The following is a 12,845-nucleotide window of genomic DNA, read 5'->3' as shown; positions in this document are numbered from 1 at the left end:
TAATGGAGTTCAATTATAATTCCCAACCAAAAGTGGTTTGTAAAATGTAGTCATCATATGCCGATCCCTGTACGGGTTGATTGTCATAGTTATACGTTATGCCTAATTTGATGAAAAACTCTAAAGGCAAATCGTATTTTAAGTCCACCTTAAAATCAGTTCTCCACCTTCCGCTTTCAGTTAAACTGGGATATACAGTGAGATTAGAAAGTAGACTGATGTTTTCGAAGTCGAACATGTTAACCTCAACCATCCCGAAAAGTTCAGCACTTTTCCGGTCATCGGCATCATTGAAGTAATTTTCATTGTTGTAAGCAATTCCACCCCCAGTTCCCAAATACATTTGATTGGTGTGTACGAAGTATTTACCAAAACCTAATTTGTGAGTAAGACGGAGGTCCAATTGTTGTTCTGTATTAGCCAGGAACTCCGACGAAAATAATATAAAACGATCCTTTTTTAAAAAGTAGTTAAAGGCAACATAAGCATCTGTACGATGAATTTCATCAGAATCATCCTGATTACTTCTTACCGAGTTATATGAGCCTTCCACACTCCAAAAGTTTGCCGTATAACCCAGGGTACTTCTAACGGTTAGCTGTTTGAGGTTTTTTGATTTTGTGAAGTTAAACCCAAAAGAAAGGGAGGCATCCAGTCGAGAGATGAAATCTTTTTTTACAGATCGTATAAAAACGATGTCTTCCACATTAATGGTGGTAATGTTATTATCTTCTTCTTTTAATATAATCTCATCAGAACTGTCTTTATGGCTTATCTGAGAAGCTTTTATTCGGCGTCCGTCCTTGAGAGTGACAAGAAAATCCTGAGTACTTATAATTTGTTGTATCTCTACCCATGTAACTTTAAAGTCATCATCACTATAATCAGTTTCAATAGTAAGGACTCCTTTAGACATTTGTTTGATTTCACCAATAAGTCGATCCTGATTCTTCAGTGTAATGGTGTCGTTTTGCCCATGGGCTTTGAAGAAAAAAAGACACAAAAAAACATATATAAGTTTGAATGCGCCTTTGTTTGGTTGATAAAACTTCATGTTTATTTTGTATCTTTTTGTACAGTTAATAGTGTTTATTTTATTGATTTCAGTACGCCATCCTTAACGAGTTCTTTAATTATAGCACTGGTATACCCTTCAACAAAATTATCCAAATCAGACGGGTTGTAAGTTTTGGACTGAGCGGACCATAAAAGTTCTTCCGTATTAGCATCATATAGGTTACTCTCTAAGTAATAAACCTTATCTGTGGTATAATAACCAGGGTCGTAGGCATAGGGGTAAATGTTATTATAATATCCCCAGAAACTGCCATAATAACCATAATACCCTAGTGGAGCGTAGCCCATAGCATAGTTTGTAGTTCCCGGAACGTAACGAGTTTCGCTTTGTTGATCCTTAAGAACAACCGTAAAAATAGTTTCGGAGTTGGTGCCTCTTATAACTGAAAGCAACTCTTCCTTTGAAGGCTTACTTTCCTTAGTAAAGGTCGTACGAAAGGTATTGTGCGATTTAATTGCCTTGATACCGGCCTGTTGAGCTTCATAACCGAGCTGATCTTCTAAAAGGGTTTTGGCAGCTGTATTTGAGGACAGCACGGCGATGAAAACACTGCTGAATGATTTGTTTTCTAGTTTTTCTTTGTTGGTCCATGCCCCGGTGATTTTGGTATTACTCCCACAGGCAACCATTACCAAACCAATGACTAGTAGTAATTTTGATTTCATAGATTAATTAAGTTTTTGAATTTCAGTTATGAAGACACGCAGTTTTGCGTTACTCTTTATAAAAATACATAAAAATATTTTGTCCTAAAGAAAGAATGATAATTGTTTTTTGAAAGATATAACCTACTATATATTACAATGTCGTCTATTCATCTTAGCGCTTTAAAGTGTAAGAAGCCAAATGAGTTTAGCGGTTACATATAATCCAAGACCATATATTAAATGGGTGAGTAAACTTTTTAATCTGACTAAATTAGGTTGAGGAAGTTTTGAGCCTGCTACACCAAAGCCAAATGCGGGTTGCATTATAAAGAAAGGGGCAATGATTGTTGTAAGACCAATAATAATAGCTGGCAGAATAGTGGGGTCGCTTAACCATGCTTCGCCATAAGTCTGTCTTAAAATAAAAGCGAAACCTATACCGATGCTGTAGTGGGCGATCCAACCAAGAGCAAGCTCCTTATTAATGGGGGTAGCGGTAATTATATTCAGATGATAAAACTTACCCTTGGGGATATGGCCAAGCCATCTACCTAGTAAGGCGTAGTTCAATGAAGGGATTTTAAAAAGATTTCGAAGTGTTAAGGCGTATAGGTCCATAAAGATGGTAGCGCCAATTCCAACCAAGGTTGTTTTGAGAATGAGTTCCATTTGCGTAGTTTTATTTTAATGGGATTTTAGGATTTCAAAGATAATAATATATTTGCTATTGCAACATAGTCGCGTTAATTATGAGTAGAAGAAATACGAAATCGCAACAGGAAGTTTTAGATATTTTAAAACAATCGGGGCTGGCCTTAAATCATGAAATGATACAGGAACAAATGAGCCTAAATACGGATAGAGCGACAATTTATCGCATTTTAAATAGGTTTAGTCAGGATGGTATCGTTCATAAAGTTGTTGGTGATGATGGAAAGCAATACTTTGCCTTTTGCAGTAATTGTACTAAAGATGGGCATCAGCATAATCATTTTCACTTTAGATGTATTGAGTGTCAGAATGTAATTTGTATAAAGAATGAGCTTAGAGTTCAATTGCCAGAGGGCTATGAACCCATTAATTTCAACGGTGTAATTTCCGGGTATTGCTCAAAATGTTGTAAGCAACGAAATGGAGTTTAGATAAGAGGGTTTTATTACTTGAGTCTCTAATTTTTATCGTAGGGAGTTTCCTGTAGCTCTTCCTTGTTACCAGCTGAACTATCTTTCATAGTGTATTTCATTTTAAACTGGGTTACAGCTCCTATATTTTCCGGTTTTTTTTGATCAGCTTTCTGAACTTTAATGATGGTTTCCGGCTGTTTTGTTTTCAGGTAATTTTTTACATTCAATATTAAAGCATCTGAATATTGTTGGGCTATAGAGTCTAGTTGTGGAGAGAGATTTGATTTTTCTAAACCAATTTCCACACTTAAACTATCTCTTGAAAGGCTGTCAGCTGGAAGATTAGTTTTAATATTTTCGTAAATGGTGTCCTCAGATGCATTTGTTAAGGAGTCCAAGCCATTCGCTTTGGCTATTTCTTCTCTAAGCAGATCATTATCCGCAATATAATTCATCTCAATTTGCAATCCGGGTTTAATTTTTTCCAATCGTAGTAAGAGATCTAATTTTCGTTGTTGCTCGGTGTTGATAATTGTATCGGGATATTTAAAGGTAATTTGCTCCAGATCTTTAGGTTTTGCATCTACCAATTGGGCTAAATGTTTTACTGGGTTTTTGGTGGTATTAAAGATGAGCTTTTTTAAGGTAGCCCAAACAATTTTCCAGACATCTATTTCAGGTTTGTTTAAATCACCTCTAACTGGTACTGTAAGCTCAATGTCTCCATTCTTGTCTTTTAACAATAAAACAGCAAATTTCAACGGTAAAGAATAAAGTCCACCTTTAATATTTTCAACAGAAACATTTTTTATTAATAAGTTGTTGTTGCTTTCTATAATGCCATTGGTAATTTTAGAATCAGTAAAATAAAACATATCACCACGCAGTACAGAGTGTCCGGCATAATAGTTCGCATAAATGTTGAGGTCTGAGAGTAAAAAGTCTTTAATGGCAATATCGAGATGCATGTTCTTTAAATTGGCAGGATTAAAACCAACCTCAGCTTTAAGGGTCCCCCTATTATTTAGAAGCATGTCGGAAGTGAACTCAACCCATTCACTTTCACTATTAATACTGTCAGTGTCTATCAGAATTTCGCTAAGATGGTAATCAAATGGCTTTCCGGTGAGATTATCGGTATAATCTAAGACTCCATTTTTAACCTCTACATTATTTATAGCGTAATAAATTTTCTTTTCACCAGACAAATTTTCTGAATTTTTTTCATCACTCTCCTTAAGATCTTCAAAGGGATTAAAAATGCGAGAAAGATTATTGGAAACAGTATCAAGCTCGAATTTAATGTAAGGTTCTTCAACATTCAGGGATTCTATGATATATGAAGCTTTGGCTGGGTCGATTTTCTTTAATTTACAAGTAACTTTCTCCCCTCCCAGAATTTTTTGATTGTTTTGGTCGGTTAGCATTAATTTTAGGGTTTCTACTTCACCTGATAAAACAGTTTCATTAGGGTTTTTACTATTTCCATTAAAATTAAAAGTGGCGTTCACAGTACCTTCCAATGTATTAATACGGGCATACTGCGCCGCATATTTATAAAAGGAATTGAGCTGTAATTCGTTGATTCGTATGGCTCCATTAAATTCGCCGGTTTGTGGAAACATATTAAAATCAGATTCAATGTAGCCATTATTATCCAAATTGAATTTTAGATTGGCATTACTTTCCTGTTCCTGATCCCAACTAATTCTCGGGATGAAAAAGGAAAAGTTGTCAATACGTGTTTCATCATCAACATTAGCGTTGTAAAATAGAAACGAGGCGTTTTTTAATTCGAGGTTTTCCAATAAGTATTTAACAGATTCCTTTTCTGAGGGTTTTGCCTGAATTGAATCTGAGACTGAATGGTATGCGATGAGATCATCATAATTAAATACGCTGTCTTTTTTGGAGATATTTACCCTTAAGCCTTCCAGGTAAAATTGCTCCAAGGCCTTAACATTGCTGAAATATTTTAATGGTGCTGCATTAATTAATAAAGTATCAAAGGAAGTGAAGACATCTTTATCATTGGCTTCGTACATTTTAAAATTATAAACTTTCAGTGTGCTGGTAAAGTAATTGATACTTAATTTTTCCATATCAATCTGTCTTCCCACTAGTTCTTTGCTGTTTTTGATCAAATAGTTTTTAGCAAAGGAAGGAAGTGCTAGCATTATTATAATGATAACTAAGAATAATAGGGATAGCCCATTCCTTATATGTCGCTTCCTGATTTTCACTAAGTGGGTTCATTTATTAAATTTCAAACAATAAACTACGGTTGTTGAAATACAGTTTTACCTTCTTTGATGCTTTCTAAAACCTGTATATCCTTTATATTCAAAGGATCTATCTTTAATGGGTTTTTATCTAAGATTACTAAGTCTGCCAGTTTTCCTTCCGTAATGGTTCCTTTGTGATCTTCCTCAAAATATTGGTAAGCAGCCCATTCGGTTAATGTTTTCAATCCTTCATACGGACTAATGCGTTGTTCAGGTCCTAAAACGACACCACTCCTTGTAACCCGGTTCACCGTAGCATCCAGCACTCTCAAGGAGTTAGGGAAGGTAACGGGGGCATCGTGATGGGAGGTGATTTTAAGGCCTGCATCAATAACATCCCGACATGGTGAAATGTAGTCAGCCCGAGGATGTCCTAAAACGGATTCAACATGCCAATCCCCCCAATAAAAGGTATGCATTGGAAACAACGAGGGCATAATTTCCAATTCTACCAGCGCTGGTATTTGATCTTTACGTAAAGTTTGCCCATGAATCATTACGGTTCTATGGTCGTCATATCCATAAGCTTCTTCGGCAGCTTTTACAGCCATGAGGTACTGATCAATAGCAGCATCACCGTTAGTATGACATAATATTTGCCATTTGTTTTGAAACGCTTCTTTCACATATTTAATCGCCATGGAGTCTGGCATGACCGGGTAGCCCTTATAATCTTTATCCTGACCTTGAGGCGGAACGTGGTAATGTTGGGTTAACCAGGCAGTTTTACCTTGTGGGGAACCATCTAAGGTTAATTTAACCCCTCCTATTCTATAATTGTTTTTATATTGGTGATCTGCACTATAGTAATCTTCAGTTACGTTTTCAGGTCCTAAGGTAATATCAGGGTAAGATACCACATCAATATAAAAAAGCCCTTTTTCTGCTCCCTTAATAAAAGCAGCCATTTGTGCGGTCGAGCTTCTGCCATCTTGAGCTGTGAGATATCCTTTTTTGGCGTATTCTTCTTGTCCTTTTTTGATACATTTCGTATCAAAGTTTTCATCGGCTTTGCCCAGAATGGGAAATAAAACATTAAACATGGCATTTTCTTCAAGAACACCATTCGGATTACCATTTTTATCTTTTCTCAGGGAGCCTCCGGTGGGGTTAGGGGTAGTTTTAGTTATTCCTAAGATTTCCTTCGCCTTCGAATTAATAACTCCAAGGTGTCCGGACTGATGCAAGATGATAATAGGGATATCAGTACTTACTTTATCCAGATCTATGCTTTTGGGGTGATCCTTTTCTTCTAGTTGAGAGTCATCATAGCCGTTTCCAATAATCCAGCCGAATTTATCGATGAAATATTTACCATCTTCGCTTTCTTTCCATTGATTCAAGGCATCTACGATCGACTCATAATTATGGCCTGGTCCATCCGGAGGAGGTAATAGGTTGGCTACAATTGAAGCAAAACCGACATTGTAAAAATGACCATGTCCGTCTAAAAATGCAGGTAAAAGTGTTTTACCATTCAGGTCTTTTTGGATCGTTGAATCACCAACCATGCTCATTAGTTCTTCCTGAGTCCCGACACGAGCAATTCTTCCATCCTTAATACCAATAGCCTCCACATAGCCAGGTTGATCTCCTTCCATAGTGATTATATCACCATTGAAGTATATACTGTCTAATTGGACAGTCTCTTTTTTACTTTCTGAGCATGATATTATGCAAAAAGCAATTAATAAATAAATGATCCTCATAATCTGATAAGTTAATTTAATAGTATACCATATTTGCTATTTAGGAAATAAAAGTGTTAACCCTCCTCTTATACCCCAGTCTGCAGCATTGCCATTACCATAGTGAATTCGGGGTCCGACAAAAACTTGAGCTAATTGTGATCCTAACGATACAACTTTAGATCCTACCAAATGAAAACTACCGGATGAGGTGTCTGCTTCCCAGTTTTGGGTAAATTCTGTATTAAATGCTAATGCGTAACCTCCAGAAAAGTTATGGGCAATAAAAGGTTGTAAAAAGGTGGCATTTACATCTGCTCTGTCCTGATTACCTGCTACTGACCATATATGATTAACTAAAGCACCAATGGTATTACTTCCAATTTGTTTTAAAATGACTCCTGTCGGACCCAAACCGAACTTCTTGGTGCCCAGAAGATCATCAGTTGCGGTTGGAACCAGCATTACTGGACCTGCTCCCCAGATAATCCCTCCTTTGGTCGGTTCTTTTGGTGAGAAGAAACCGCTTATCACAGCATCACCAAGTCCGGTTTGATTGCCGCTATTCCCAAAAACATCCGATTGAGAAATAACTGGTAAAATAGCACGCCCTATTAAGTTCCAGTTTTCACTGATACTAATGGGAATTACCGGTTGAATATTCATTGTGAATCGGGTTCCATCATCTGGGCCAACGCCAAAATCCATATTTCCCTGAAAGGGAACGCTGATCAGACTGGCAACGGGATTTTGTAATTTTTTTGCTAATTCGTCGGCCGATGGGCCGTCTTCTTGTCCGTAAATAAGCGAAAAGCCAAAAAGGATGGTGAACAAGAATAGATGACTTTTTATTCTTTTTTGCATTTTTCGTAGTTTCAATTCGAGTTAAGTTTATTTGATTAAAGGGCTTATAACACAATAAGCCCTTTAAGTAAATCTGTTGAGTTTTATTGACGAGTATCTGATTTTAAGATTGCATCAATGGCGTTGTTAATATCTAACGAAGCTGCAGCCTGACGTGGGGGGAATTCCTTAAATGTCGATAAGTGCTCACTCAATAATCCGATGGCGGGTTGCATGACCCAGGATTTATTCATGATTAAATGAAACCCGGTAATATCGTCGTATTTTTCAAATGGGTCTTTTCTCAGATTGAATAATTGTGGCATGGTATGCGCTACCATATCATCGAAATATCGCTCTTTGGTAGCAAAGTGCATCTTCCATGGGCCTACACGCATCGCTGTTAATCCTGATTCATAGTAATAAAAAAAATAATTTCTTGCTGATTTATCAGCCTTTCCAGTCCAGTAGTCCAGGTTGTTAAATCCATCGATATAAACCTTATAGGTCATATCGCCAATCGTTTTACCTTTCTTTAATTCGTCTTTAATACGGTCATTACCAACAGCAGCCATAACGGTAGGTAGAACATCTTCATGAGCAGAAATGCCATTTTTTATAGTTCCTGCAGGAATTTCATCAGGCCAGCGTACCATAAACGGGGCTCTAACTCCACCTTCATAAGTGGTCATTTTCTCTCCTCTGAACATGGTAACTCCGGCATGAGGCCATGTGCTTTGCTCGGGGCCATTATCGGTTGTATAGATAACAATGGTGTTTTCATCCATCCCTAATTCATCTAAATAATCCAATATTTCTCCTACATGACCATCGTGTTCCATTAAACCGGAACCAAATAAGTCCATATCGGTGCTAATGGGTGTTGCCAGATTCCTGGATTCTTCTTTTAAATGGGTATATACGTGCATACGGCTGGTAGCATGCCAGATAAAAAATGGCTTTTTAGCATCTTTAGCGCGCTTCATAAAATCTTTGGTTTTAGCAACTAATTCCTCGTCAAAGGTCTCCATGCGTTTAGAGGTTAACTTACCTATATCTTTTACCCTTTGCTTGCCGATTACCCCAAATCGAGGATCCTCAGTGCTGTCGTATGTGTCGGTTGCATAAGACTCAATAATCCCACGAGGTCCGTATTTTTTATAAAATTCTTCGCTCTTTGGGTAATCCGCTTGTTCTTCTTCTTCTGATACGTTTAAGTGATAAAGATTTCCGAAGAACTCGTCAAATCCATGAACCGTTGGTAAATGTTCGTTCCGGTCTCCTAAATGGTTTTTTCCAAATTGTCCGGTCATATAACCTAGTGGCTTTAAAAGTTCGGCCAATGTAGGGTCTTCTTTCTTTAGGCCTAATGGATTACCTGGTTGTCCCACGGTAGTAAGGCCTGTTCTTACAGGTTTTTGGCCGGTAATAAAAGCAGCTCTCCCTGCGGTACAGCTTGGTTGTGAATAATGGTCCGTAAATAGAACCCCTTCCTTTGCAATACGATCGATATTAGGTGTAGGGTATTGTAAACCTAAGCTGTAACAGCTAAGGGAGTTAGGAGCAACGTCATCGACCATGATCACCAGAATGTTTGGTCGATCTTGTGCATGTATTCCCTGTGTTAACATCCCCGCAAGAAGGATTAAAATACTGATTGCTAAACAATTGTTTTTCATGAGGTTAATGATTTTATAATTGAACATGAGTTGTTGAATATTCAGATGTATATGATAGGGTCGGTAAATTTTATATTAGTCCTGTTACATATCCGGGAGTTATAAATTTACTTTTATTACAAGCTGTACAATAGCATTCTATGCTAATAATTCTATATTTTAATGTAAGTTAAAGATTAAATTGGGGGAGTGATAAATCTTTACTTTTTACTACATTATGAATGAACTTCTTTTACCTTTTGTTTTTAATGAAGTTCAAATTTACAAGGGGGGTATTAAAGATATAAAAAAAATGATTAAAAATATCGGGGGTTTTTCGGATTATTGTTTTCGTCTTAACAGGCGGTAATTCAGTTGTTTAGTGTGTGTTTTTGAGTTTTGGGGATTGGATTGAGTTTAAAAGACAAAATATCCTGATCTCATTCTGTTTTATCAAAGTACTATGGGTGAATTATAGAAACTGTTTGGATTAAAAACACTTAGGTTTCAATTTTATGTAACTTTCCCGGTTTAATGCAAAATATTAAATTATGATGTTTAAGCGTTACGTTTACTTTATGTTGGTACTTCCAATATTTGTTGCTCTTTTATCCTGCAATGGAAAAACAGGGGATCAAAATAAGAGGAAACAACTCCCTAATATTATTTACATTAATGTTGATGATTTAGGATGGAAGGATACAGAGGTATTCGGTAGTACATTTTATGAAACTCCCAATATAAATAAATTGGCGCAAGAAGGAATGACCTTTACCCGTGGCTATGCCAGTGCTGCAAATTGTGCCCCTAGCAGGGCTTGTTTAATGAGTGGTCAAAATACACCGCGCCATGGAATTTATACAGTGGCAAATTCAGACCGGGGTGATAGCAGAACAAGAAAAATTATTCCCATTCAGAATACAACCGTTTTAAAAGACTCTGTAATCACCATAGCTGAAATGTTAAAGGCTGTTGGTTATAACACAGGGACTTTTGGTAAGTGGCATTTGGGAGAAGATCCGCGAACACAGGGATTCAATGTTAACATTGGAGGTGGCGAGCAGGGGAACCCTGGTGCTAAAGGGTATTTTGCGCCCTATAATGTGCCGTCAATTGGCCAGGGACTTAATGGAGAAAACCTTACTGAACGTCTTACCACTGAGGCTATAAGCTTTATGGAAGAAGCAAAGGAAACCCCATTTTTTGTTTACCTGCCATATTATGCAGTACATACCCCTTTGCAGACCCTTAAAAAACTTGAAGAGAAATACACGGAAAAAGGAGGAGATGAATTTCAGCATAATGCCAAATATGCCGGGATGGTAGAAACTGTTGATACAAATATTGGACGAATATTGTCGTTTCTTAAAGAAAAAGGATTAGAAGAAAATACCTTGGTTATTTTTACATCCGATAATGGCGGTATAAGAGATGTCAGCTTTCAGGATCCACTACGAGCTGGGAAGGGGTCTTATTATGAAGGAGGCATCAGAGTGCCATACATTTTTAAATGGAAAAATGTTATTGCGGCTAACACGAAATCAATTGAACCCATAACAAACCTGGATATATATCCAACCTTAAAGGAAATCTCAGGTTCAAAGGTTTCTAATACTATTCTGGATGGAATTTCACTTTTACCTGCTTTAAAAGGAGGTGAATTACCTGATCGTGAACTTTATTTTCATTTTCCAATTTACCTCCAGGCCTATAAGCCCAAAACTGACCAGGGAAGAGATCCTTTATTCAGAACGCGTCCAGGTTCGGTAATTATTGATGGAGACTGGAAACTACATCATTTCTTTGAAGATGACGAATATGAACTCTATAACCTTAATGAAGATCTTGGAGAACAAAATAACCTTGCTTCTAAGGATCCGGAAAAAACAGAACAACTTTCAAGAAAATTAGAGCGTTGGAGAAAGGAAGTGGGAGCCCCCATACCTGTAGATCCAAATCCTGATTATGACCACGAGTTTGAAGCAGAAAAAATAGCTAAATTAAAAATTAACCTGAGATGAAATCAATTCTAAGTATTCCTGTTAGATTAATCGTATTGATGACTTTAATAGCAGGAGTTTCCTGTAACACAAATTCAAAAGAAACAGCTGATCAGTCAGCATCTAAACCCAATATTGTTTTTATTATAGCAGATGATATGGGGATAGGAGATCTGGGGAGTTACGGGCAAAAACATATAAAAACACCCAATCTCGATCAATTGGCTCAAGGAGGTATGCGGTTTACTCAATTTTATGCAGGAAGTACCGTATGTGCGCCTTCCAGGGCAAGTCTAATGACCGGACAACATACTGGGGTCACCCATATTAGAGGGAACGGGGAATTTCCATTAAGAGAGCAGGATACCATAATTCCTCAATTACTAAAAAAACAAGGGTACCGAACCGCTATGTATGGAAAATGGGGGTTAGGAGTACAAGGAACCCCTGGATCTCCGGAGAAAAAGGGTTGGGATGAGTTTACAGGTCATCTCCATCATGTTGATGCTCATTTTCAGAGACCTGATTCTGTCTGGACTTTAAATGAAGGAAAGCCGGAAAAGTTAGCCACTCCTAAAGACAGTTATGGTAATAATATTTTTACCGAAAAAGCTTTAAGTTTTATAAAGGAACAATCAGAGGAAACACCTTTCTTTTTGTATCTCTCTTTTACAGTTCCACATGCCGAATTGGTGGTGCCTGAACAGTATATGAAACAATATTTAGATGAAGAAGGCAATAGTGTATTCTCTCCCGAGAAAGCATGGCCCGATGGAAGGCACTATGGAGGGCAGCCGTTTCCGAAAGCTGCGTATGCTGCAATGGTTAGTAGCATAGACGATTATGTAGGTGAAGTTGTTTCCGCTTTAAAACAGAAAGGGCTTGATAAAAATACGTTGGTTGTGTTTACAAGCGACAATGGAACCCATATTGAAGGTGGCCGTCAAAGGAGCGATGTCGATTTTTTTAAAAGCAGTGGAGTCCACAAAGGGGTTAAAAGAGACCTTTATGAGGGAGGAATACGAGAACCTTTTATAGCTTATTGGCCCGGAACCATAAAAGCAAATCAGGTAAGTGATCATGTTGGAGCTTTTTGGGACATCCTGCCTACCTTCTATGAACTCTCCGGTGGAAACCCTGAGGGCCTCAACACCACAGGTATTTCATTTCTTAATGAATTGTATGGGAAATCAAAACAGGAAAAACATGATCATCTTTATTGGGAGTTCTATGAAGGCGGTGGAAAACAAGCAGTCTTAAAGGATGAATGGAAGGCGATTCGTTTAAAGGTGAAAAAAGACCGTAATGCTCCTATAGAATTATATAATTTGGCGAATGATCCTTCGGAAGAAAAGAACGTAGCTGATGATTATCCGGATGTAGTAAAAATGATGGATTCGATTATGACAGCATCTCATACGGAAAACCCATTATTTTCATTTGATAAATAAGATATTCCTATTTATAATAATAAGTTCCTGAAATGAATAAAAGCTGGCTTTAATTATTAAAGCCAGCTTTT

At 37.3% G+C, this 12,845-nt stretch carries 10 protein-coding genes; 3 read left to right on the top strand and 7 right to left on the bottom strand.

The window, feature by feature from the left end; genetic code table 11:
• Window positions 1-13 precede the first annotated feature (13 nt).
• From BM361_RS01665 to BM361_RS01655, 3 genes are all read right to left on the bottom strand, one after another.
• Window positions 14-1,054, bottom strand: coding sequence for a DUF481 domain-containing protein (locus BM361_RS01665; RefSeq protein ID WP_074976487.1), 1,041 nt, complete (start codon window positions 1,052-1,054; stop codon window positions 14-16).
• Window positions 1,055-1,089: 35 nt separating this feature from the next.
• On the bottom strand, window positions 1,090-1,743 hold the full coding sequence (locus BM361_RS01660; RefSeq protein WP_074976486.1) for a hypothetical protein: 654 nt from the start codon (window positions 1,741-1,743) through the stop codon (window positions 1,090-1,092).
• Between the two features lie 162 nt (window positions 1,744-1,905).
• The gene (locus tag BM361_RS01655; RefSeq protein WP_074976484.1) at window positions 1,906-2,394 is read right to left on the bottom strand and encodes a DUF2938 domain-containing protein; all 489 of its coding nucleotides are present in this window, start codon (window positions 2,392-2,394) and stop codon (window positions 1,906-1,908) included.
• Window positions 2,395-2,474: 80 nt separating this feature from the next.
• Here BM361_RS01655 and BM361_RS01650 point away from each other — a divergent pair, with 80 nt between their 5' ends.
• Window positions 2,475-2,867, top strand: coding sequence for a Fur family transcriptional regulator (locus BM361_RS01650; protein ID WP_074976482.1), 393 nt, complete (start codon window positions 2,475-2,477; stop codon window positions 2,865-2,867).
• A gap of 26 nt (window positions 2,868-2,893) precedes the next feature.
• On the opposite strand, the gene BM361_RS01645 is transcribed toward BM361_RS01650, so the two are convergent.
• From BM361_RS01645 to BM361_RS01630, 4 genes are all read right to left on the bottom strand, one after another.
• The gene (locus tag BM361_RS01645) at window positions 2,894-5,092 is read right to left on the bottom strand and encodes a DUF748 domain-containing protein (RefSeq protein ID WP_455436018.1); all 2,199 of its coding nucleotides are present in this window, start codon (window positions 5,090-5,092) and stop codon (window positions 2,894-2,896) included.
• Between the two features lie 35 nt (window positions 5,093-5,127).
• Window positions 5,128-6,843, bottom strand: coding sequence for an amidohydrolase (locus BM361_RS01640; RefSeq protein WP_074976478.1), 1,716 nt, complete (start codon window positions 6,841-6,843; stop codon window positions 5,128-5,130).
• 36 nt (window positions 6,844-6,879) lie between these two features.
• Complete coding sequence (locus tag BM361_RS01635; protein ID WP_074976476.1) at window positions 6,880-7,686, bottom strand: hypothetical protein; 807 nt, start codon at window positions 7,684-7,686, stop codon at window positions 6,880-6,882.
• Between the two features lie 83 nt (window positions 7,687-7,769).
• Window positions 7,770-9,344, bottom strand: coding sequence for an arylsulfatase (locus BM361_RS01630; protein WP_074976714.1), 1,575 nt, complete (start codon window positions 9,342-9,344; stop codon window positions 7,770-7,772).
• A 530-nt stretch (window positions 9,345-9,874) separates the two neighbouring features.
• Between BM361_RS01630 and BM361_RS01625 the strand changes: the two genes are divergently transcribed.
• Together BM361_RS01625 and BM361_RS01620 are read left to right on the top strand one after the other, a co-directional pair.
• Window positions 9,875-11,344: a sulfatase gene (locus BM361_RS01625; RefSeq protein WP_074976475.1), complete on the top strand. Its 1,470-nt coding sequence runs from the start codon at window positions 9,875-9,877 to the stop codon at window positions 11,342-11,344.
• Entirely contained in the window at window positions 11,341-12,774 is a 1,434-nt protein-coding gene (locus BM361_RS01620; protein WP_083425834.1) for an arylsulfatase, read from the top strand. Before BM361_RS01625 ends, BM361_RS01620 begins: the two co-directional genes overlap by 4 nt.
• Window positions 12,775-12,845 lie beyond the last annotated feature (71 nt).

It is taken from the genome of Zhouia amylolytica, assembly GCF_900116365.1.
GTDB lineage: Bacteria > Bacteroidota > Bacteroidia > Flavobacteriales > Flavobacteriaceae > Zhouia > Zhouia amylolytica.
The sequence above is the reverse complement of the archived record's forward strand: the minus strand, read 5'-3'. Positions and strand labels throughout refer to the sequence as shown.

Coding starts and splice junctions, on each gene's coding strand:
- BM361_RS01665 (WP_074976487.1), bottom strand. CDS start 1,054: ATGAAGTTTTATCAACCAAACAAAGGCGCATTCAAACTTATATATGTT.
- BM361_RS01660 (WP_074976486.1), bottom strand. CDS start 1,743: ATGAAATCAAAATTACTACTAGTCATTGGTTTGGTAATGGTTGCCTGT.
- BM361_RS01655 (WP_074976484.1), bottom strand. CDS start 2,394: ATGGAACTCATTCTCAAAACAACCTTGGTTGGAATTGGCGCTACCATC.
- BM361_RS01650 (WP_074976482.1), top strand. CDS start 2,475: ATGAGTAGAAGAAATACGAAATCGCAACAGGAAGTTTTAGATATTTTA.
- BM361_RS01640 (WP_074976478.1), bottom strand. CDS start 6,843: ATGAGGATCATTTATTTATTAATTGCTTTTTGCATAATATCATGCTCA.
- BM361_RS01635 (WP_074976476.1), bottom strand. CDS start 7,686: ATGCAAAAAAGAATAAAAAGTCATCTATTCTTGTTCACCATCCTTTTT.
- BM361_RS01630 (WP_074976714.1), bottom strand. CDS start 9,344: ATGAAAAACAATTGTTTAGCAATCAGTATTTTAATCCTTCTTGCGGGG.
- BM361_RS01625 (WP_074976475.1), top strand. CDS start 9,875: ATGATGTTTAAGCGTTACGTTTACTTTATGTTGGTACTTCCAATATTT.
- BM361_RS01620 (WP_083425834.1), top strand. CDS start 11,341: ATGAAATCAATTCTAAGTATTCCTGTTAGATTAATCGTATTGATGACT.